The following is a 19,051-nucleotide window of genomic DNA, read 5'->3' as shown; positions in this document are numbered from 1 at the left end:
TGAAGCTAATATTAGGTTAATGTTAAGAAAAATGTTTTTAAGAGTTAAAATCATTCTGAGGTATTTTTTAATTAAGAAAATTTTCCAGGCAGAAGGTTCGTTGCTTGGATTTTGATAATGAGCGATTTAATTTTTGTAACCGTTTGGTATATTCAATTTTAATGTCTACTTTTGCACTCCCTGTTTGGAAATTTCTGTTATTTTCAAATTGAAGGGAATTTTAGTAATTAATAATTAATATTTATGTCTGGGTTAATTGGTAAAAAAATCGGCATGACTAGTATTTTCGACGAAAACGGGAAAAACATTCCTTGTACAGTAATCGAGGCTGGGCCGTGTGTTGTTACCCAAGTCAGAACCAAAGGTGTTGACGGGTACGAAGCGTTGCAACTTGGTTTCGATGACAAAAACGAGAAACATTCCACTAAAGCGGCTTTAGGTCACTTTAAAAAAGCTGGAACTGTTGCTAAGAAAAAAGTCGTTGAATTTCAAGATTTTGCAACTGAACAAAAATTAGGAGATCTTATTGATGTTTCTATTTTTGCTGAAGGAGAATTTGTAGATGTACAAGGTGTATCTAAAGGTAAAGGTTTTCAAGGGGTTGTTAAACGTCACGGATTTGGTGGTGTTGGACAAGCAACTCACGGTCAACACAACCGTTTAAGAGCGCCAGGTTCTGTGGGAGCTTCTTCTTATCCATCCAGAGTATTCAAAGGAATGCGTATGGCTGGAAGAATGGGAGGAGACAATGTAAAAGTTCAAAACCTTAGAGTTTTAAAAGTAGTGGCTGAAAAGAACCTGCTTGTTATTAAAGGATGTGTTCCTGGACATAAAAACTCTTATGTAATCATTCAGAAGTAATGGAAGTAAAAGTATTAGATTTCAACGGAAAAGATACTGGAAGAAAAGTTCAACTTTCTGATTCAGTATTCGCAATTGAACCAAACAATCACGCTGTATACCTTGATGTAAAGCAATATCTTGCTAATCAAAGACAAGGAACTCACAAAGCTAAAGAAAGAGCTGAAGTGACAGGAAGTACACGTAAGATTAAAAAACAAAAAGGAACAGGTACAGCTCGTGCGGGAAGTATCAAAAATCCATTGTTTAAAGGTGGTGGAACAGTTTTCGGACCAAGACCAAGAAGTTATTCATTCAAATTGAATAAAAGCTTGAAAAGATTGGCAAGAAAATCAGCGTTCTCAATCAAAGCAAAAGAGTCAAATATTATCGTTCTTGAGGACTTTAAATTTGAAACTCCAAACACTAAAAATTTCATTAACGTTTTGAAAGCTTTAGGGTTAGAAAATAAAAAATCTCTATTTGTGTTGGGAGAGTCAAATAAAAATGTATATTTGTCGTCACGCAATTTAAAGGCTTCTAATGTCGTAACTAGCTCAGAATTAAGCACTTACGCTATTTTAAACACTAATAATTTAGTGCTTTTAGAAGGTTCTTTGGAGTTAATCGAAGAAAATTTAAGCAAATAATAGGAATATGAGTATCATAATTAGACCTATAGTAACAGAAAAAGTAACCAAAGAAAGTGAAGTTTTAAACCGCTTCGGATTCGTTGTTGACAAAAAAGCAAACAAAGTTCAGATTAAGAAAGCTGTTGAAGCTGCTTATGGAGTAACTATCGTTTCAGTTAACACGATGAACGTAAGGCCGGACAGAACTACAAAATACACTAAAAGTGGTTTGATCAGTGGAAAGACAAATGCAATTAAGAAAGCGATTGTTCAAGTACAAGAAGGAGAAACAATTGATTTTTACAACAATATCTAAGATAGAAAAATGTCAGTAAGAAAATTAAAACCTATTACCCCAGGTCAGCGATTTAGAGTTGTGAATGGTTATGACGCCATTACAACTGATAAGCCGGAACGCTCTTTGATAGCGCCGATAAAAAACTCTGGAGGTAGAAATAGTCAAGGAAAGATGACCATGCGTTATACGGGTGGTGGTCACAAGCAGAGATATCGTATTATTGATTTCAAACGTACAAAAGAAGGAATTCCGGCTACAGTGAAATCAATCGAATACGATCCAAATCGTACTGCATTTATCGCTTTATTAGCTTATGCTGATGGTGAGAAAACTTATGTAATTGCACAAAACGGATTGAAAGTTGGTCAGAAATTAGTTTCTGGTCCTGAATCTCAACCTGAAATTGGTAATACATTACCTTTAAGCAGAATTCCTTTAGGAACTGTAATCTCTTGTATTGAGTTGCGTCCAGGTCAGGGAGCGGTAATTGCTCGTTCAGCTGGTACATTTGCTCAGTTAATGGCAAGAGACGGAAAATATGCTACAATTAAAATGCCATCTGGTGAAACAAGATTGATCTTGTTAACTTGTTCGGCTACAATTGGAGCTGTTTCTAATTCAGACCACCAATTAGTTGTATCAGGAAAAGCTGGTAGAACAAGATGGTTAGGAAGAAGACCTAGAACAAGACCTGTTGCAATGAACCCTGTTGATCACCCAATGGGTGGTGGAGAAGGACGTTCTTCTGGTGGACATCCACGTTCAAGAAATGGAATACCAGCAAAAGGTTATAGAACTCGTTCTAAGAAAAACCCGAGTAACAAGTATATCGTAGAACGTAGAAAGAAATAATAAGATATGGCACGTTCATTAAAAAAAGGACCTTTCGTTCATTATAAGTTAGACAAGAAAGTTCAGGAAAACGTAGAAAGTGGTAAAAATAGTGTAGTAAAGACTTGGTCTAGAGCTTCTATGATTACTCCGGATTTCGTTGGACAGACTATCGCAGTTCATAACGGTCGTCAATTTGTACCAGTTTACGTAACAGAAAACATGGTAGGTCACAAATTAGGAGAGTTTTCACCAACTAGATCTTTTAGAGGTCATGCTGGAGCAAAAAATAAAGGTAAAAAATAAGAAGCAATGGGAGTTCGTAAAAGAGAAACAGCAGATGCGAGAAAAGAGGCTAATAAGTCTATTGCTTTCGCAAAATTGAATAACTGCCCTACTTCACCTAGAAAAATGCGCTTAGTAGCGGACTTGGTAAGAGGTCAGAAGGTAGAGAGAGCACTTAACATCTTAAGATTCAGTTCTAAAGAGGCTTCAAGAAAATTAGAGAAACTATTATTATCTGCAATCAACAACTGGGAGCAAAAAAATAGTGAAGGTAATTTAGAAGAAGCTGGATTATTTGTTAAAGAGATCAGAGTAGATGGTGGAATGATGTTGAAAAGACTTCGTCCAGCTCCACAAGGTCGTGCACACAGAATAAGAAAACGTTCTAACCACGTAACAATCGTGCTTGGAGCTATCAATAACACACAAAGCAATTCTTAAGCAGCATGGGACAAAAGACAAATCCAATTGGAAATAGACTTGGTATCATCAGAGGGTGGGACTCAAACTGGTATGGTGGAAATGATTACGGTGATAAACTTGCCGAAGATCACAAAATCAGAAAGTATATCCACGCTCGTTTATCAAAAGCTAGTGTATCTAAAGTAATCATCGAGAGAACTTTGAAACTTGTAACCGTTACTATCACTACTGCAAGACCTGGTATCATTATCGGAAAAGGCGGACAAGAGGTAGACAAGTTGAAAGAGGAACTTAAGAAAGTTACTGACAAAGAGGTTCAAATCAACATCTTTGAAATCAAAAGACCTGAGTTAGATGCTTATCTTGTGGCGACAAGCATCGCTCGTCAAATCGAAAGCCGTATTTCTTACAGACGTGCAATCAAAATGGCTATTGCTGCTTCTATGCGTATGAACGCTGAAGGTATCAAAGTTTTGATTTCTGGTCGTTTGAATGGTGCAGAGATGGCGCGTTCAGAAGGTTTCAAAGAAGGTAGAATTCCTCTATCAACTTTCAGAGCTGATATTGATTATGCTTTGGCTGAAGCTCACACTACTTACGGTAGAATGGGTATCAAAGTATGGATCATGAAAGGTGAAGTTTATGGAAAGAGAGATCTTTCCCCACTTGCAGGAATGGATAAAAAACAATCCGGAACTGGTGGTGGTAAAGGTGGCGATTCTCCGAGAGGAGACAGAAAACCCTTTAATAAAGGTGGAAAACCAGACGCTCGTAAAAGAAAGTAAATTTTTAAACTAAAGAAAAATGTTACAGCCTAAAAGAACAAAATACCGTAAGGTACAGAAAGGTAAAATGAAAGGTAACTCTCAAAGAGGGCATGAACTTTCTAATGGAATGTTTGGTATTAAATCTGTACATGAAGATGGAATGTTCTTAACGTCTCGTCAAATCGAAGCTGCGCGTATTGCTGCAACTCGTTTCATGAAGAGAGAAGGACAATTATGGATCAAAATATTTCCAGACAAACCAATTACTAAGAAGCCTCTTGAGGTACGTATGGGTAAAGGTAAAGGTGCCGTTGAATATTGGGCTGCCGTTGTTAAACCCGGAAGAATTATGTTTGAAGTTGGGGGAGTTCCTTTATCAGTTGCAAAAGAGGCTTTACGTCTTGCAGCTCAAAAGCTTCCAGTAAAAACTAAGTTCGTCGTTGCTAGAGATTTCGAAGCATAATTAATAGTATATTATGAAACAATCAGAAATAAAAGATCTTTCTGCAGCGGAGTTGCAAGAAAAACTTAGTCAAACTAAGAAGATATATGCTGACCTAAAAATGGCCCACGCTATTTCTCCAATTGAGAACCCACTTCAAATCAGAAGTGTAAGAAGAACAGTTGCAAGATTGGCTACAGAGCTAACTAAAAGAGAGTTACAATAATTGTATTCTGCTGAAAGATGGAAGAAAAAAGAAATTTAAGAAAAGAAAGAATAGGTGTTGTTACTTCAAATAAAATGGATAAATCTATTGTTATTGCTGAAGTAAGAAAAGTAAAACACCCATTATACGGTAAGTTCGTGTTGAAAACAAAGAAATACGTTGCACACGACGAAACAAACGACTGTAACATTGGAGATACTGTAAGAATTAGCGAAACGCGTCCTTTAAGTAAAACAAAATGTTGGAGATTAGTTGAAATCTTAGAAAGAGCTAAATAATTATGGTACAACAGGAATCAAGACTAAAAGTAGCAGATAACACGGGAGCAAAAGAAGTTTTAACTATCCGTGTTTTAGGAGGTACCAAAAGAAGGTATGCCTCTGTTGGTGACAAGATTGTAGTATCTATTAAAGATGCAACTCCTAACGGTAACGTTAAAAAGGGAGCTGTTTCAACTGCAGTTGTTGTACGTACCAAAAAAGAAGTGAGAAGAGCTGATGGTTCTTATATCCGTTTCGATGATAATGCATGTGTTCTTTTGAACGCTGCAGGGGAAATGAGAGGAACACGTGTTTTTGGTCCGGTAGCAAGAGAACTTCGTGAAAAACAATTCATGAAAATTGTATCATTAGCACCAGAAGTGCTTTAATTCGTTTTAAGATGATAAAGCTAAAAATTAAATCAGGAGATATCGTAAGAGTTATTGCTGGAGACCATAAAGGTGCTGAAGGTAAAGTTTTACGTGTTTACCGTGAGAAAAATAAAGCGATAGTTGAAGGTGTAAACATGGTTTCGAAACATACAAAACCAAGTGCTAAAAACCCTCAAGGTGGTATCGTTAAGAAAGAAGCTTCTATACAAATATCTAACATTTCACTAATTGATCCTAAAACAAAGGAAACAACTAGAGTTGGTATTAGAGTAGAAGGAGATAAGAAAGTAAGATTTTCAAAAAAATCTAATCAAGTACTATAGTAATGGCATATACACCTAGACTAAAAGAAGAATATAAGAGTAGAGTAATCTCTGCTCTTAAAGAGGAATTCGGATATACAAACGTAATGCAAGTTCCAAAACTTGAAAAAATCGTTTTGAGCCGTGGAGTTGGTGCAGCTGTATCTGATAAAAAACTTATTGACTATGCAGTTGATGAGTTAACAAAGATCACTGGACAAAAAGCAGTATCTACAATTTCAAAGAAAGACGTTGCGTCATTCAAATTGAGAAAAGGGATGCCTATTGGAGCAAAAGTTACTTTACGTGGTGAAAGAATGTATGAGTTTTTAGATAGACTTATTACTTCTGCTTTGCCACGCGTTAGAGATTTTAGTGGTATCAAAGCTACTGGTTTCGACGGAAGAGGTAATTACAACCTTGGAGTTTTGGAGCAAATCATTTTCCCTGAAATTGATATTGACAAAGTAAACAAAATTTCAGGAATGGATATTACATTTGTTACTACTGCAAAAACAGACAAGGAAGCAAAGTCATTATTGGCTGAATTAGGATTACCTTTTAAAAAGAATTAAGACATGGCTAAAGAATCAATGAAAGCCCGTGAGGTGAAAAGAGAGAAAACGGTAGCTAAGTATGCTGAGAAAAGAAAAGCTTTGAAAGAAGCCGGAGATTTTGAAGGTTTACAAAAATTACCTAAAAATGCTTCACCAGTTCGTTTGCACAATCGTTGTAAATTAACAGGTAGACCAAGAGGTTATATCCGTCAATTTGGTATTTCACGTGTAACTTTCCGTGAGATGGCTAATAACGGGTTAATTCCTGGAGTTAAAAAAGCGTCTTGGTAATCTCGCAATAAGTTACTACTTTTGCAAACCAAAAAATAATTTTAATTGATTAAAGGTTCGGGAGGCGAGTGCCTCCCGAAAACCATAGTCGCAATCAAATACATATGTATACAGATCCTATTGCAGATTATTTGACTAGAGTTCGTAACGCTGTGGCTGCAAACCACAAAGTTGTTGAAATTCCAGCTTCTAATCTAAAAAAAGAAATAACTAAGATCTTATTTGATCAAGGTTATATCTTGAGTTACAAATTTGAGGACAACACCGTTCAGGGTTCAATCAAAATTGCTTTGAAGTATGATAAAGATACTAAAGAGCCTGTAATTAAAGATATCCAAAGAATTAGTAAACCTGGTTTACGTAAATACGCAGGTGCTGCCAAATTACCAAGAATCCTTAACGGATTAGGAATTGCAATTGTTTCAACTTCAAAAGGTCTTATGACTGGAAAACAAGCGAAACAATTAAATGTAGGTGGTGAAGTAATTTGTTACGTATACTAATTTTAAAGACTAGATAAGATGTCAAGAATAGGTAAAAGCCCAATTGTAATCGCTGCTGGAGTAACTGTAGAAGTTAAAGACGGTATCGTTACGGTAAAAGGAAAAAAAGGTCAACTAACTCAGGAGTTTTCGGACATTACTGTAAAAGTTGAAGGCGATCAGGTTCTGTTAGAAAGATCGTCTGATCATAAAGACCAAAGAGCAAAACACGGATTATACAGATCGTTAATCAACAACATGATTATTGGTGTGTCTGAAGGTTTTACAAAAGAACTTGAATTAGTTGGAGTTGGTTACAGAGCTTCAAACCAAGGTCAAAAGTTAGATTTAGCTCTTGGATATTCTCACAATATTGTTTTAGAAATTGCTCCTGAAGTAGCTCTAGAAACAATATCTGAAAAAGGTAAAAACCCTATCGTAAAATTAACATCATTTGATAAACAACTTTTAGGTCAGGTTGCTGCGAAAATCAGAGGTTTCCGTAAGCCTGAGCCATATAAAGGAAAAGGTGTTAAATTTGTGGGTGAAGTATTAAGAAGAAAAGCAGGTAAATCAGCTTAAAAAATAAGATTATGTCATTAACAAAATCTGATAGAAGACAGAGAATTAGATTCAGAATTAGAAAAACGATTAGTGGTACTGCTACTAACCCAAGACTATCTGTGTTTAGAAGTAACAAAGAAATTTATGCTCAACTTATTGATGACGTAAACGGAGTTACTATATTAGCTGCATCTTCAAGAGAAAAAGAAATAGGAAAAGGTACTAACGTTGAAGTAGCTGCTGCAGTTGGAAAACTAGTTGCTGAAAAAGCGTTAAAAGCCGGGATTGATACCATCACTTTTGACAGAGGTGGATATTTGTATCACGGTCGTATTAAATCATTAGCAGAAGGCGCAAGAGCGGCTGGACTTAAATTCTAATATATTATGTCTAAATACAAAAATGTAGAATTGGTAAAACCAAGTGGTCTTGAACTTAAAGATCGTCTGGTAAGTGTTAATCGTGTTACTAAAGTTACAAAAGGTGGTAGAGCTTTCGGTTTTTCTGCTATTGTAGTTGTAGGTGATGAAAACGGAGTAGTTGGTCACGGATTAGGAAAATCTAAAGATGTTTCTGAAGCAATTGCGAAAGCAGTAGAAGATGCTAAGAAAAATTTAGTAAAAATTCCTTTGAACGGACAATCTGTTCCTCACGAACAAAAAGGTAAATTTGGTGGTGCGCGTGTATTCTTAATTCCTGCGTCTCATGGTACAGGAGTTATTGCTGGTGGAGCTGTTCGTTCAGTTCTTGAATCAGTAGGTATTCACGATGTATTATCTAAATCTCAAGGATCATCAAATCCTCATAACGTGGTAAAAGCAACTTTTGATGCTTTATTACAAATGAGAAGCGCTCACACTGTTGCAAAACAAAGAGGTGTTTCTTTAGAAAAAGTTTTTAAAGGTTAATTCAAGGAAATTATGGCTAAATTATTAGTAAAACAAGTAAGAAGCAAAATCAACTGTCCTCTTTCTCAAAAGAGAGGTTTGGAAGCTTTAGGTCTACGTAAAATGGGACAAGTTGTAGAGCATGATTCAAACCCTGCTATCCTTGGTATGATAAACAAAGTTAAACACTTAGTTTCTGTCGAAGAAGCTAAATAACAAATACTGTTATGAATTTAAGTAACTTACAACCAGCTGAAGGGTCAACACACAATCAAAATAAAAGATTAGGTAGAGGAGAAGGTTCAGGAAAAGGTGGTACTTCTGCAAGAGGTCACAAAGGAGCAAAATCTCGTTCTGGTTATTCTAAAAAGATTGGTTTTGAGGGAGGGCAAATGCCACTTCAAAGACGTGTGCCTAAGTTTGGTTTCACAAACATCAATCGTAAAGAATACGAAGGTGTTAATTTAGATACGCTTCAATTATTAGTAGACAATGGTGTGATTACTGATTCTGTTTCTATGACAGATTATGTAGCTAACCGTCTTGCTACCAAAAATGAAATCGTTAAGATTTTAGGTAGAGGAGAGTTGAAAGCAAAATTAAAAGTAACTGCCCACAAATTTACTGCTACTGCAAAAGCTGCTATTGAAGCTGCTGGTGGAGAAGCTGTAACTATATAACTTATCTATTAAGATGAAGAAATTTATTGAATCAATAAGTAATGTTTGGAAAATCGAAGAACTGAAAAATAGAATCTTAATTACATTAGGATTGCTTTTGGTTTATCGTTTTGGTGCACATGTAACGCTGCCTGGTATTGACGCAACTCAATTAACAGGTTTAGCGGGACAAACTAAAAATGGTTTAGGATCTATCCTGGACATGTTTACAGGAGGTGCTTTCTCTAAAGCTTCAGTTTTTGCTTTAGGTATTATGCCTTATATTTCTGCATCTATTGTTGTTCAGTTGATGGGAATTGCGATTCCTTATTTGCAAAAACTTCAAAACGATGGAGAGAGTGGCAGAAAAAAGATTAATCAAATCACTCGTTGGTTGACTATAGCTATTACACTGGTTCAAGGTCCAACTTATATCTACAATTTATACAGAACGTTACCTGGAAGTGCATTCTTACTAGGCTTTAATTCACCTGAATTTTTGTTCTCTTCTGTTATTATCTTAGTTACTGGTACAATTTTCGCTATGTGGCTTGGAGAAAAAATTACGGATAAAGGTATTGGAAATGGAATTTCATTGTTGATTATGGTTGGTATCCTAGCTCGTTTACCGCAAGCTTTTATACAAGAATTTACAACCAGAGTTACCAATAACAATGGAGGTCCAATGTTATTAGTTATTGAAATTATTGTGTGGTTATTAGTAATTATATCTTGTGTATTGCTTACAATGGCAGTACGTAGAATTCCTGTTCAGTACGCTCGTCGTACAACGACAGGAGATTACGAGCAAGATTTAGCAGGTGGTAACAGACAATGGATTCCTCTTAAGCTTAATGCTTCAGGAGTTATGCCAATCATTTTTGCTCAGGCAATTATGTTTATACCTGCAGCTGTAGCTGGATTGTCTAAATCAGATACATCACAATCTATTGTTGGCGCTTTTAGTAATATCTTTGGTTTTTGGTATAATTTTGTTTTTGCAACATTAATTATTGTATTTACATTTTTCTATACTGCTATCACGGTACCTACTAACAAAATGGCTGATGATTTAAAGAGAAGCGGTGGTTTCATTCCAGGAGTTCGTCCGGGAGCTGAGACTTCAGATTTTCTTGATAAAGTGATGTCTTTAATAACTTTCCCAGGATCTTTATTCCTTGCTTTGATTGCTGTGTTCCCAGCTATTGTTGTAAGTATTATGGATGTACAACAATCTTGGGCAATGTTTTTTGGAGGTACCTCATTAATAATTATGGTTGGTGTTGCGATAGATACTATTCAACAAATCAATTCATACTTGTTAAACAAACATTATGATGGTTTAATGAAGACTGGTAAAAATAGAAAAGCGGTAGCTTAATATATTTATGGCAAAACAATCAGCAATAGAACAAGACGGATCAATCATCGAAGCATTATCAAATGCGATGTTCCGTGTAGAGTTAGAAAATGGACATATCGTAATTGCTCATATTTCTGGTAAAATGCGTATGCATTACATCAAGTTATTACCTGGTGATAAAGTGAAACTGGAAATGAGTCCTTATGATTTGTCAAAAGCAAGAATTACTTATCGATATTAAAGGATATTCACTATGAAAGTTAGAGCATCAGTAAAAAAGAGAAGTCCCGAGTGCATTATTGTGCGTAGAAAAGGGAGATTGTACGTAATAAACAAAAAGAATCCTAGATTTAAACAAAGACAAGGATAATTATGGCAAGAATAGCAGGGGTAGATATCCCAAAAAATAAAAGAGGTGTTATAGCACTTACCTATATCTTTGGATTAGGAAGAAGTAGAGCAATTGAGATTTTAGAAAAAGCTCAAGTTAGCCAAGACAAAAAAGTTCAAGATTGGAATGATGATGAGATCGGAGCGATTCGTGATGCAGTTTCATTTTACAAAATTGAAGGAGAATTACGTTCAGAGGTTTCTTTAAACATCAAACGTTTAATGGATATTGGTTGTTACAGAGGTATCCGTCACAGATCTGGTCTTCCGTTAAGAGGACAAAGAACTAAAAACAACTCTAGAACAAGAAAAGGTAAAAGAAAAACTGTTGCGAACAAGAAAAAAGCAACTAAATAATAAGTAATATGGCTAAAGCAACTGCAAAAAAACGTAAAGTTATCGTTGAATCAACGGGTGAAGCTCATATTTCTGCCACTTTCAACAACATTATCATTTCTTTGACAAATAAGAAAGGTGAAGTTATTTCTTGGTCTTCAGCTGGTAAAATGGGTTTCAGAGGTTCTAAAAAGAATACTCCGTACGCAGCTCAGATGGCAGCAGAAGATTGTAGTAAAGTAGCTCTTGAGGCAGGACTTAAAAAAGTAAAAGTTTATGTAAAAGGACCAGGAAACGGACGTGAGTCTGCTATCCGTTCTATTCATAACGGTGGAATTGAAGTTACTGAGATTATCGATGTTACTCCAATGCCTCACAACGGATGTCGTCCTCCTAAAAGACGTAGAGTTTAGTACTCAAAATTTATAGTATAACCTAGATTGAAAATAGATTATCGAAGGATAAGACCTGAATTCATAATCTCAATCTTAAACAATTTAAAATGGCAAGATATACTGGTCCTAGTACAAGAATCGCTCGTAAATTTGGCGAAGCAATCTTCGGAGATGATAAATCTTTCGAAAAAAGAAATTACCCACCTGGACAACACGGGATGGCTAAAAAAAGAGGAAAAAAATCTGAGTACGCTGTTCAGTTAATGGAAAAGCAAAAAGCTAAATATTCTTATGGAATTTTAGAAAAACAATTCAGAAATTTATTCGAAAAAGCATCAGCGACTAAAGGAGTAACTGGTGAAGTTTTATTACAATTATGCGAAGCAAGATTGGATAACGTAGTTTTCAGAATGGGTATCGCTCCTTCTAGAAGAGGTGCACGTCAGATCGTATCTCACAGACACGTTACTGTAAATGGTGAAGTTGTTAATATTCCTTCTTACCACCTTAAGCCTGGTGATAAAGTTGCAGTTCGTGAAAAGTCTAAATCTCTAGAAGCTATCGAACGTTCTTTATCAAATTCAAGTCATGTTTATGAATGGATTACCTGGAACAATGATCTTAAAGAAGGAACTTTTGTTTCTGTACCTGCAAGACTTCAAATTCCAGAAAACATTAAAGAACAATTAATCGTAGAGTTGTACAACAAATAATAATTGACTTAGTCGAAATTTATGGCAATATTTAATTTTCAAAAGCCCGATAAAGTTATCATGATCGATTCAACCGATTTTGAAGGTAAATTCGAATTTAGACCTTTAGAACCTGGTTATGGATTGACTGTTGGTAATGCACTTAGAAGAGTTTTGCTTTCAGCATTAGAAGGTTATGCAATTACATCTGTTCGTATCGAAGGTGTAGATCATGAGTTTTCTACTATTTCAGGTGTTGTTGAAGATGTTACCGAAATTATCCTTAATCTAAAACAAGTGCGTTTCAAACGTCAAATTGAAGATATCGATAATGAAGCAGTTACTATTTCTGTTTCTGGTAAAGATCAACTAACAGCAGGTGATTTTCAAAAATTTATTTCAGGTTTTCAAGTGCTGAATCCAGACCTTGTTATCTGTAATTTAGATCCAAAAATCAAATTGAACTTCGATTTAACAATCGAAAAAGGTAGAGGATACGTTCCTGCTGAGGAGAACAAAAAACAGAACGCTGCAATTGGTACCATTTTTACAGATTCTATTTTTACTCCGGTAAAAAATGTAAAATATGCAATTGAAAACTTCCGTGTTGAGCAAAAAACAGATTACGAAAAATTAGTTTTTGAAATTAAAACTGATGGTTCTATTAATCCAAAAGATGCTCTTACTGAAGCTGCTAAAGTTTTAATTCACCACTTCATGTTATTTTCTGACGAAAGAATTACACTCGAGGCTGACGAAATTGCACAAACAGAATCGTATGATGAAGAGTCATTGCATATGAGACAATTGCTTAAAACTAAGCTTGTTGATATGGATTTATCTGTGAGAGCATTAAATTGCTTGAAAGCGGCTGAAGTTGATACACTTGGTGATTTAGTATCGTTCAATAAAAATGACCTAATGAAATTCCGTAATTTTGGTAAAAAATCTTTAACTGAACTTGATGAACTTGTTGCAGTTAAAAATTTAACTTTCGGGATGGATTTAGCTAAATACAAATTAGATAAAGAATAATTCAATCCGCCACGGCGGATTAAATTTAAAATAGCAATGAGACACGGAAAAAAATTCAATCACTTAAGCAGACAGACTGGACATAGAAAAGCTATGTTGGCTAATATGGCTTGTTCTCTTATCGAGCACAAACGTATTAATACTACTGTTGCTAAAGCTAAAGCGCTTAAACAATTCGTTGAGCCTTTAATTACAAAATCAAAAGAAGATACGACTCACAACCGTCGTATTGTTTTTGCTTACTTACGTAGTAAATATGCTGTAACTGACTTGTTCAGAGACGTAGCTGCTAAAGTTGGTGACCGTCCAGGTGGATACACTCGTATCATTAAAGTTGGAAATCGTTTGGGAGATAATGCTGATATGGCAATGATCGAACTTGTAGATTTCAATGAACTTTACAATGGAGGTAAAAAAGAAGTTAAAAAAGCAAAAAGCCGTCGTGGTGGTAAAGCAAAAAAAGCTGAGGAAACTTCTGAAGCTCCAGCTGCTGAGTCAGAATCGACTACTGAAGCTTCTGAATAATTATGAAAGTAATGATTCTATAGAAATCAAGGATAAACTAATTTTTAGTTTATCCTTTTTTTTTGGTTTTTTTAAATTGAAATTTAACTTATTTCATGGGTTAGGTTTTATTTTTATGAATGAAATTTTTATTTTTTTTTGGAAGCACTCTTTTAAAGAAGTAAATTTGCAAAATATCTAATTATAAATGAAATGTGCTTGCCAGGTTTCATTAAACAATTAAAAAAAACAACACAAATTAAAGAATGAAATACACTACACGACAAAGCGCCATTTTATTACTAAGCGACGGAACTATTTTTCATGGAAAATCTATTGGTATTAGTGGTAAAACTTTTGGAGAGGTTTGTTTTAATACAGGAATGACCGGATATCAGGAGATTTTTACAGATCCTTCTTATTTTGGTCAGATTATGGTGGCTACCAATGCTCATATTGGTAACTATGGTGTTAATGATTTAGAGATTGAATCTGAAAGCATTAAAATTGCTGGCCTGGTTTGTAAAAACTTCAGCTTTAACTATTCAAGGGAAGATGCTTCCGGAAGTTTAGAGGACTATTTTGAAAAACAGAATCTAATCTGCATTTCCGATGTGGATACCAGAGCTTTGGTAAGTTATATTCGTGACAACGGCGCAATGAATGCTGTTATTTGCACTGATGGAACTTCCATTGAAGAATTGAAAAAGGAATTGAATGATGTTCCAAATATGGAAGGTTTAGAGTTGGCATCGAAAGTTTCAACTACTGAACCTTATTTTTTTGGTGACGAAAATGCATCCTATAAAATATCTGCTTTAGACCTTGGAATTAAAAAGAATATTTTAAGAAATCTTGCTAAGAGAGATTGTTATATAAAAGTTTATCCTTACAATTCGACTTATAAAGATATGTCTGAATTTAATCCGGACGGATACTTTTTGTCAAATGGACCTGGTGATCCGGATCCGCTTTTTGGAGCTATCGAAGTGGCAAAAGATATTCTGGCTGATGATAAACCTTTATTCGGAATTTGTTTAGGGCATCAGGTGATTGCTTTGGCAAATGGAGTTCAGACTTATAAAATGTTTAATGGTCATCGTGGAATCAATCATCCTGTAAAAAATTTGATTACAGGTAAAGGAGAGATTACTTCACAGAATCATGGGTTTGCTGTTAATAAAGAGCAATTGGATAATCATCCGGATTTAGAGATTACACATTTACATTTAAATGATGGAACTGTTGCCGGAATGCGTATGAAAAATAAGAATTGTTTTTCAGTACAATACCACCCGGAAGCGAGTCCCGGACCACATGATTCATCTTATTTGTTTGATCAGTTTGTTGAGAATATAAAACTGGTTGCTGCTAAAACGATATAGTTAATAAGTAAAGGTGTTTAATAGTAAGAATGCATTTTTTTCTATTAAATATTTTTATAATTTCGAAAAAAAATATAATTTATTAATAAAAAACAAAAATAATGAGTATTATAATTAAAGTTCACGCAAGACAAATTTTTGATTCCAGAGGTAATCCTACTATTGAAGTTGATGTTGTAACAGAAAACGGAGTTTTAGGAAGAGCAGCTGTTCCATCCGGAGCTTCAACTGGAGAACACGAAGCTGTTGAATTACGTGATGGAGGAAAAGCATTCTTAGGAAAAGGAGTTTTAAATGCAGTGAATAATGTAAATACTGTTATTGCTGAAGAATTAGTTGGAACTTCTGTTTTCGAACAAAATACAATTGATCAGTTAATGATTGATTTAGACGGAACTCCAAATAAATCTAAATTAGGGGCTAATGCAATTTTAGGGGTTTCTTTGGCTGCTGCAAAAGCTGCTGCTAACGAACTTGGATTGCCTTTGTACAGATATGTTGGTGGTGTTTCTGCTAACACATTGCCTGTTCCGATGATGAATATCATCAATGGTGGTTCTCACTCTGATGCTCCTATCGCATTTCAGGAGTTTATGATTTTCCCTGTAAAAGCAACTTCTTTTACACATGCAATGCAAATGGGAACTGAAATCTTCCATAGCCTTAAAAAGGTATTGCATGACAGAGGTTTAAGTACTGCAGTTGGTGATGAAGGTGGTTTTGCTCCTAACTTAGCCGGTGGTACTGAAGATGCTTTAGATACTATCAAGCTGGCAGTTGAAAAAGCAGGATATACTTTCGGTGACGAAATTATGATTGCTCTTGACTGTGCTGCTTCTGAGTTTTATGTAAACGGAAAATACGATTATACTAAATTTGAAGGTGAAACTGGAAAAATCAGAACTTCTGAGGAGCAAGCTGATTATTTAGCTGATCTTGCTGCTAAATATCCAATTATTTCTATCGAAGATGGTATGTATGAAGATGACTGGGATGGATGGAAATATTTAACTGAAAAAATTGGACATAAAGTTCAGTTAGTAGGTGATGATTTGTTCGTTACTAATGTAGAGCGTTTGTCAACTGGAATTGAAAGAGGAATTGCTAATTCAATCTTGGTAAAAGTAAACCAAATTGGTACTTTAACAGAAACTATTGCAGCTGTAAATATGGCTAAAAATGCAGGTTATACTTCAGTAATGTCTCACCGTTCAGGAGAAACAGAAGATAATACTATTGCTGATTTAGCGGTAGCTTTAAACTGTGGTCAGATTAAAACAGGTTCTGCTTCACGTTCTGATCGTATGGCAAAATACAATCAATTATTAAGAATCGAAGAAGAGTTAGGAAGTACTGCTTATTTTCCTGGATTAAATGCCTTTAAGATCAAATAATAGTAACACTTATATATTGAAATTAAACCATTCGTTTGTTCGAATGGTTTTTTTTTGGAGTTTTAACAAATTCATAGCAGGATTCTTTTTTTAATTAGTGTTAAATTCCTTAGATTTGATAAATTATTATTTTAAAGATTTATTTCCGATATATTATGTCAAAAATAGCTACATTAGAAGTAGATGGTCAAAAAATTGAACTTCCGGTAATCACAGGAAGCGAAAATGAATCAGCTATCGATATTAACAAATTACGTGATTTAACTGGTATTATTACTCTTGATCCGGGATATAAAAATTCCGGCTCCTGTAAAAGTGAAATCACTTTCTTAGACGGAGAATTAGGAATTTTGCGTTACAGAGGATACTCAATTGAAGATCTAGCTGAAAAGGCTAATTTTCTGGAAGTATCCTATCTTTTAATTTTTGGAGAACTTCCGACTGCTCAGGAATTGGAACAGTTTGAAAATGGTATCAAAAAACATACTTTGGTAAACGAAGAAATGAAAAATATCATTGACGGTTTTCCAAAAACAGCACATCCAATGGGTGTTTTATCTGCTTTAACAAGTGCTCTAACGGCATTTAATCCAAAAGCGGTAAATGTTGAAAATGAAAAAGAAATGTACGAAGCCATTTGTAAAACAATGGGTAAATTCCTTGTGATTGCTACCTGGACGTACAGAAAATCTATGGGGTATCCTTTGAATTATTACGATAACACAACAGGTTACGTTGATAATTTTATGCAATTAATGTTTAAATTGCCTACAGGACCTTATTCAGCCAATCCTGTTATTGTTGACGCTTTAGATAAATTGTTTATCCTTCATGCAGATCACGAGCAAAACTGTTCTACTTCAACAGTTAGAATGGTTGGTTCTTCTCATGCAGGTCTATTTGCTTCTATCTCTGCGGGTGTTTCAGCTCTTTGGGGACCACTTCACGGAGGTGCAAATCAGGCAGTTCTTGAAATGCTGGAGGAAATCAATAAAGATGGTGGTGATACGGACAAATTTTTGGCGAAAGCGAAAGATAAAAACGATCCTTTCCGTTTAATGGGATTTGGTCACAGAGTTTATAAAAACTTTGATCCAAGAGCTAAAATCATCAAAAAAGCGGCTAAAGAAGTGTTAGAAACCTTAGGTGTTGATGATCCTATTTTAGAAATTGCTAAAAAATTAGAATCAGCTGCTCTTGAAGATGAGTACTTCAAATCAAGAAATTTATACCCAAATGTAGATTTCTATTCAGGAATTATTTACAGAGCATTAGGGATTCCAACCGATATGTTTACAGTAATGTTTGCTATCGGAAGATTGCCGGGATGGATCGCACAATGGAAAGAAATGCGTGAAAACAAAGAACCAATCGGACGACCTAGACAAATTTATACAGGACACCCATTGAGAGACTTTAAGTCTAACAGATAAAATAACTTTAAAAGCTTCACTTAACTGTGAAGCTTTTTTTATATTTGCCCAAAATATAATAAAGTTATGTTGCAATTAAATGTAAAGAACGAAACGTCAAGATTACGTGCCGTAGTTTTGGGTTCTGCTGTTCATAATGGGCCGACTCCATCTGTTGATGAAGCCTATGATCCTAAATCATTGGAACATATTAAGGCAGGAACTTATCCTATTGAAAAAGATATGGTTGCTGAAATGGATGCTTTTAATGCTGTTTTTCAAAAGTACAATGTAACAGTCTATCGTCCTGAGATGATCGAAAATTACAACCAGATTTTCGCCAGGGATATTGGTTTTGTTATTGATGATACTTTTGTGAAATCTAATATTTTACCCGACCGAGAAAGAGAGCTGGATGCCATTCAATATGTAATTGACCAGATGGATGCAACAAAAGTGGTTCGCCCTCCGGAAGAAGTTCATATTGAAGGAGGAGATGTCATGCTTTGGAATGATCATATTTTTATTGGGACTTACAAAGGGAGTGATTACAAAGATTATATCACTGCCCGAACCAATATGCAGGGTGTAAACTATATTAAGGAGTTATTTCCAAATAAAATAGTCAAAGAATTTGATCTTGTTAAATCTAAACTTGAAGCCAGAGATAATGCTTTGCATTTAGATTGTTGTTTTCAGCCAGTAGGAAAAGACAAAGGAATTATCTATAAAAGAGGATTTCGTGAAGAAGCTGATTATCTGTATTTAGTAAACCTTTTTGGAAAAGAAAATTTATTTCACATCGAAAGGAATGAAATGTACCATATGTTTTCGAATGTATTTTCAATAGATACGAATGTAGTCGTTTCAGAGAAAAACTTTACCAGACTTAACAATTGGTTACGCGCAAATGGTTTTACGGTTGAAGAAATTCCGTACGCCGAAATTGCCAAACAGGAAGGATTGTTGAGATGTTCAACTTTGCCTTTAATTAGAGACTAAAAAAT

General features: G+C 35.0%; 32 protein-coding genes. All 32 read left to right on the top strand.

Features of this window, described 5'->3' with window-relative positions; translation table 11 throughout:
- Nucleotides 1-243 precede the first annotated feature (243 nt).
- The 32 genes from rplC (at nt 244) to GJU43_RS05780 (ending at nt 19,046) form a co-directional block, all read left to right on the top strand.
- Entirely contained in the window at nt 244-861 is a 618-nt protein-coding gene (gene rplC, locus GJU43_RS05935) for a 50S ribosomal protein L3 (RefSeq protein ID WP_007803612.1), read from the top strand.
- Nucleotides 861-1,490, top strand: coding sequence for a 50S ribosomal protein L4 (gene rplD, locus GJU43_RS05930; protein ID WP_154339874.1), 630 nt, complete (start codon nt 861-863; stop codon nt 1,488-1,490). The genes rplC and rplD overlap by 1 nt, the downstream gene beginning before the upstream one ends.
- Nucleotides 1,491-1,497: 7 nt before the next feature.
- The gene (gene rplW, locus GJU43_RS05925) at nt 1,498-1,788 is read left to right on the top strand and encodes a 50S ribosomal protein L23 (protein WP_017495018.1); all 291 of its coding nucleotides are present in this window, start codon (nt 1,498-1,500) and stop codon (nt 1,786-1,788) included.
- A gap of 9 nt (nt 1,789-1,797) precedes the next feature.
- A complete protein-coding gene (rplB, locus tag GJU43_RS05920; RefSeq protein WP_059114053.1) occupies nt 1,798-2,622 on the top strand; it encodes a 50S ribosomal protein L2 in 825 nt (274 codons plus the stop codon).
- 6 nt (nt 2,623-2,628) lie between these two features.
- Complete coding sequence (gene rpsS, locus GJU43_RS05915) at nt 2,629-2,907, top strand: 30S ribosomal protein S19 (protein ID WP_012022488.1); 279 nt, start codon at nt 2,629-2,631, stop codon at nt 2,905-2,907.
- A 6-nt stretch (nt 2,908-2,913) separates the two neighbouring features.
- Entirely contained in the window at nt 2,914-3,327 is a 414-nt protein-coding gene (gene rplV / locus GJU43_RS05910; RefSeq protein WP_007803631.1) for a 50S ribosomal protein L22, read from the top strand.
- A 5-nt stretch (nt 3,328-3,332) separates the two neighbouring features.
- A complete protein-coding gene (gene rpsC, locus GJU43_RS05905) occupies nt 3,333-4,094 on the top strand; it encodes a 30S ribosomal protein S3 (protein WP_007803635.1) in 762 nt (253 codons plus the stop codon).
- Between the two features lie 19 nt (nt 4,095-4,113).
- Nucleotides 4,114-4,539, top strand: a complete 426-nt coding sequence (gene rplP, locus GJU43_RS05900; protein ID WP_007803637.1) for a 50S ribosomal protein L16 — start codon at nt 4,114-4,116, stop codon at nt 4,537-4,539.
- Between the two features lie 13 nt (nt 4,540-4,552).
- Entirely contained in the window at nt 4,553-4,744 is a 192-nt protein-coding gene (rpmC, locus tag GJU43_RS05895) for a 50S ribosomal protein L29 (RefSeq protein ID WP_007803639.1), read from the top strand.
- A 17-nt stretch (nt 4,745-4,761) separates the two neighbouring features.
- Nucleotides 4,762-5,022 (top strand): 30S ribosomal protein S17, encoded by a 261-nt coding sequence (rpsQ, locus tag GJU43_RS05890; RefSeq protein WP_007803646.1) that lies wholly within the window; start codon nt 4,762-4,764, stop codon nt 5,020-5,022.
- 2 nt (nt 5,023-5,024) lie between these two features.
- Nucleotides 5,025-5,393, top strand: a complete 369-nt coding sequence (gene rplN, locus GJU43_RS05885) for a 50S ribosomal protein L14 (protein ID WP_007803649.1) — start codon at nt 5,025-5,027, stop codon at nt 5,391-5,393.
- A gap of 11 nt (nt 5,394-5,404) precedes the next feature.
- Complete coding sequence (rplX, locus tag GJU43_RS05880) at nt 5,405-5,719, top strand: 50S ribosomal protein L24 (protein WP_007803650.1); 315 nt, start codon at nt 5,405-5,407, stop codon at nt 5,717-5,719.
- 2 nt (nt 5,720-5,721) lie between these two features.
- Nucleotides 5,722-6,273 (top strand): 50S ribosomal protein L5, encoded by a 552-nt coding sequence (gene rplE / locus GJU43_RS05875; RefSeq protein ID WP_017495015.1) that lies wholly within the window; start codon nt 5,722-5,724, stop codon nt 6,271-6,273.
- 3 nt (nt 6,274-6,276) lie between these two features.
- Complete coding sequence (gene rpsN / locus GJU43_RS05870) at nt 6,277-6,546, top strand: 30S ribosomal protein S14 (RefSeq protein ID WP_007803655.1); 270 nt, start codon at nt 6,277-6,279, stop codon at nt 6,544-6,546.
- Nucleotides 6,547-6,650: 104 nt separating this feature from the next.
- Entirely contained in the window at nt 6,651-7,049 is a 399-nt protein-coding gene (gene rpsH, locus GJU43_RS05865) for a 30S ribosomal protein S8 (protein ID WP_007803657.1), read from the top strand.
- Nucleotides 7,050-7,067: 18 nt separating this feature from the next.
- Nucleotides 7,068-7,610: a 50S ribosomal protein L6 gene (gene rplF / locus GJU43_RS05860; RefSeq protein ID WP_042565877.1), complete on the top strand. Its 543-nt coding sequence runs from the start codon at nt 7,068-7,070 to the stop codon at nt 7,608-7,610.
- A gap of 11 nt (nt 7,611-7,621) precedes the next feature.
- On the top strand, nt 7,622-7,972 hold the full coding sequence (rplR, locus tag GJU43_RS05855) for a 50S ribosomal protein L18 (RefSeq protein WP_127338521.1): 351 nt from the start codon (nt 7,622-7,624) through the stop codon (nt 7,970-7,972).
- 3 nt (nt 7,973-7,975) lie between these two features.
- Complete coding sequence (gene rpsE, locus GJU43_RS05850; protein WP_085950926.1) at nt 7,976-8,500, top strand: 30S ribosomal protein S5; 525 nt, start codon at nt 7,976-7,978, stop codon at nt 8,498-8,500.
- 12 nt (nt 8,501-8,512) lie between these two features.
- Nucleotides 8,513-8,695, top strand: a complete 183-nt coding sequence (rpmD, locus tag GJU43_RS05845) for a 50S ribosomal protein L30 (protein ID WP_017495010.1) — start codon at nt 8,513-8,515, stop codon at nt 8,693-8,695.
- Nucleotides 8,696-8,706: 11 nt separating this feature from the next.
- Nucleotides 8,707-9,159: a 50S ribosomal protein L15 gene (gene rplO, locus GJU43_RS05840; RefSeq protein WP_007803667.1), complete on the top strand. Its 453-nt coding sequence runs from the start codon at nt 8,707-8,709 to the stop codon at nt 9,157-9,159.
- 13 nt (nt 9,160-9,172) lie between these two features.
- The gene (gene secY, locus GJU43_RS05835) at nt 9,173-10,519 is read left to right on the top strand and encodes a preprotein translocase subunit SecY (protein WP_089049758.1); all 1,347 of its coding nucleotides are present in this window, start codon (nt 9,173-9,175) and stop codon (nt 10,517-10,519) included.
- Nucleotides 10,520-10,526: 7 nt separating this feature from the next.
- Nucleotides 10,527-10,742 carry a translation initiation factor IF-1 gene (infA, locus tag GJU43_RS05830; protein ID WP_007136545.1) on the top strand — a complete coding sequence of 72 codons (216 nt, stop codon included), beginning with the start codon at nt 10,527-10,529 and terminating at the stop codon, nt 10,740-10,742.
- Nucleotides 10,743-10,754: 12 nt separating this feature from the next.
- Entirely contained in the window at nt 10,755-10,871 is a 117-nt protein-coding gene (ykgO, locus tag GJU43_RS05825; RefSeq protein ID WP_072945378.1) for a type B 50S ribosomal protein L36, read from the top strand.
- A gap of 2 nt (nt 10,872-10,873) precedes the next feature.
- Entirely contained in the window at nt 10,874-11,248 is a 375-nt protein-coding gene (gene rpsM / locus GJU43_RS05820) for a 30S ribosomal protein S13 (protein WP_007803675.1), read from the top strand.
- 8 nt (nt 11,249-11,256) lie between these two features.
- Nucleotides 11,257-11,640, top strand: coding sequence for a 30S ribosomal protein S11 (gene rpsK / locus GJU43_RS05815; protein WP_007803677.1), 384 nt, complete (start codon nt 11,257-11,259; stop codon nt 11,638-11,640).
- Nucleotides 11,641-11,729: 89 nt separating this feature from the next.
- Nucleotides 11,730-12,335, top strand: a complete 606-nt coding sequence (gene rpsD / locus GJU43_RS05810; protein WP_035619621.1) for a 30S ribosomal protein S4 — start codon at nt 11,730-11,732, stop codon at nt 12,333-12,335.
- Between the two features lie 21 nt (nt 12,336-12,356).
- Nucleotides 12,357-13,349 carry a DNA-directed RNA polymerase subunit alpha gene (locus GJU43_RS05805; RefSeq protein WP_127338520.1) on the top strand — a complete coding sequence of 331 codons (993 nt, stop codon included), beginning with the start codon at nt 12,357-12,359 and terminating at the stop codon, nt 13,347-13,349.
- Nucleotides 13,350-13,385: 36 nt separating this feature from the next.
- Nucleotides 13,386-13,874 carry a 50S ribosomal protein L17 gene (gene rplQ / locus GJU43_RS05800; RefSeq protein ID WP_127338519.1) on the top strand — a complete coding sequence of 163 codons (489 nt, stop codon included), beginning with the start codon at nt 13,386-13,388 and terminating at the stop codon, nt 13,872-13,874.
- Between the two features lie 245 nt (nt 13,875-14,119).
- Nucleotides 14,120-15,238, top strand: coding sequence for a glutamine-hydrolyzing carbamoyl-phosphate synthase small subunit (gene carA / locus GJU43_RS05795; RefSeq protein WP_154339873.1), 1,119 nt, complete (start codon nt 14,120-14,122; stop codon nt 15,236-15,238).
- 101 nt (nt 15,239-15,339) lie between these two features.
- Complete coding sequence (eno, locus tag GJU43_RS05790) at nt 15,340-16,632, top strand: phosphopyruvate hydratase (protein WP_059114067.1); 1,293 nt, start codon at nt 15,340-15,342, stop codon at nt 16,630-16,632.
- A 155-nt stretch (nt 16,633-16,787) separates the two neighbouring features.
- A complete protein-coding gene (locus GJU43_RS05785) occupies nt 16,788-18,065 on the top strand; it encodes a citrate synthase (RefSeq protein ID WP_154339872.1) in 1,278 nt (425 codons plus the stop codon).
- Between the two features lie 66 nt (nt 18,066-18,131).
- Nucleotides 18,132-19,046, top strand: a complete 915-nt coding sequence (locus GJU43_RS05780) for a dimethylarginine dimethylaminohydrolase family protein (protein ID WP_154339871.1) — start codon at nt 18,132-18,134, stop codon at nt 19,044-19,046.
- The last annotated feature ends 5 nt before the right edge of the window (nt 19,047-19,051 follow it).

It is taken from the genome of Flavobacterium sp. LC2016-23 (assembly GCF_009674775.1).
Taxonomy (GTDB): domain Bacteria; phylum Bacteroidota; class Bacteroidia; order Flavobacteriales; family Flavobacteriaceae; genus Flavobacterium.
This window is presented reverse-complemented; position numbering and strand designations above follow the sequence as displayed.

Coding starts and splice junctions, on each gene's coding strand:
- rplC (WP_007803612.1), top strand. CDS start 244: ATGTCTGGGTTAATTGGTAAAAAAATCGGCATGACTAGTATTTTCGAC.
- rplD (WP_154339874.1), top strand. CDS start 861: ATGGAAGTAAAAGTATTAGATTTCAACGGAAAAGATACTGGAAGAAAA.
- rplW (WP_017495018.1), top strand. CDS start 1,498: ATGAGTATCATAATTAGACCTATAGTAACAGAAAAAGTAACCAAAGAA.
- rplB (WP_059114053.1), top strand. CDS start 1,798: ATGTCAGTAAGAAAATTAAAACCTATTACCCCAGGTCAGCGATTTAGA.
- rpsS (WP_012022488.1), top strand. CDS start 2,629: ATGGCACGTTCATTAAAAAAAGGACCTTTCGTTCATTATAAGTTAGAC.
- rplV (WP_007803631.1), top strand. CDS start 2,914: ATGGGAGTTCGTAAAAGAGAAACAGCAGATGCGAGAAAAGAGGCTAAT.
- rpsC (WP_007803635.1), top strand. CDS start 3,333: ATGGGACAAAAGACAAATCCAATTGGAAATAGACTTGGTATCATCAGA.
- rplP (WP_007803637.1), top strand. CDS start 4,114: ATGTTACAGCCTAAAAGAACAAAATACCGTAAGGTACAGAAAGGTAAA.
- rpmC (WP_007803639.1), top strand. CDS start 4,553: ATGAAACAATCAGAAATAAAAGATCTTTCTGCAGCGGAGTTGCAAGAA.
- rpsQ (WP_007803646.1), top strand. CDS start 4,762: ATGGAAGAAAAAAGAAATTTAAGAAAAGAAAGAATAGGTGTTGTTACT.
- rplN (WP_007803649.1), top strand. CDS start 5,025: ATGGTACAACAGGAATCAAGACTAAAAGTAGCAGATAACACGGGAGCA.
- rplX (WP_007803650.1), top strand. CDS start 5,405: ATGATAAAGCTAAAAATTAAATCAGGAGATATCGTAAGAGTTATTGCT.
- rplE (WP_017495015.1), top strand. CDS start 5,722: ATGGCATATACACCTAGACTAAAAGAAGAATATAAGAGTAGAGTAATC.
- rpsN (WP_007803655.1), top strand. CDS start 6,277: ATGGCTAAAGAATCAATGAAAGCCCGTGAGGTGAAAAGAGAGAAAACG.
- rpsH (WP_007803657.1), top strand. CDS start 6,651: ATGTATACAGATCCTATTGCAGATTATTTGACTAGAGTTCGTAACGCT.
- rplF (WP_042565877.1), top strand. CDS start 7,068: ATGTCAAGAATAGGTAAAAGCCCAATTGTAATCGCTGCTGGAGTAACT.
- rplR (WP_127338521.1), top strand. CDS start 7,622: ATGTCATTAACAAAATCTGATAGAAGACAGAGAATTAGATTCAGAATT.
- rpmD (WP_017495010.1), top strand. CDS start 8,513: ATGGCTAAATTATTAGTAAAACAAGTAAGAAGCAAAATCAACTGTCCT.
- rplO (WP_007803667.1), top strand. CDS start 8,707: ATGAATTTAAGTAACTTACAACCAGCTGAAGGGTCAACACACAATCAA.
- secY (WP_089049758.1), top strand. CDS start 9,173: ATGAAGAAATTTATTGAATCAATAAGTAATGTTTGGAAAATCGAAGAA.
- infA (WP_007136545.1), top strand. CDS start 10,527: ATGGCAAAACAATCAGCAATAGAACAAGACGGATCAATCATCGAAGCA.
- ykgO (WP_072945378.1), top strand. CDS start 10,755: ATGAAAGTTAGAGCATCAGTAAAAAAGAGAAGTCCCGAGTGCATTATT.
- rpsM (WP_007803675.1), top strand. CDS start 10,874: ATGGCAAGAATAGCAGGGGTAGATATCCCAAAAAATAAAAGAGGTGTT.
- rpsK (WP_007803677.1), top strand. CDS start 11,257: ATGGCTAAAGCAACTGCAAAAAAACGTAAAGTTATCGTTGAATCAACG.
- rpsD (WP_035619621.1), top strand. CDS start 11,730: ATGGCAAGATATACTGGTCCTAGTACAAGAATCGCTCGTAAATTTGGC.
- GJU43_RS05805 (WP_127338520.1), top strand. CDS start 12,357: ATGGCAATATTTAATTTTCAAAAGCCCGATAAAGTTATCATGATCGAT.
- rplQ (WP_127338519.1), top strand. CDS start 13,386: ATGAGACACGGAAAAAAATTCAATCACTTAAGCAGACAGACTGGACAT.
- carA (WP_154339873.1), top strand. CDS start 14,120: ATGAAATACACTACACGACAAAGCGCCATTTTATTACTAAGCGACGGA.
- eno (WP_059114067.1), top strand. CDS start 15,340: ATGAGTATTATAATTAAAGTTCACGCAAGACAAATTTTTGATTCCAGA.
- GJU43_RS05785 (WP_154339872.1), top strand. CDS start 16,788: ATGTCAAAAATAGCTACATTAGAAGTAGATGGTCAAAAAATTGAACTT.
- GJU43_RS05780 (WP_154339871.1), top strand. CDS start 18,132: ATGTTGCAATTAAATGTAAAGAACGAAACGTCAAGATTACGTGCCGTA.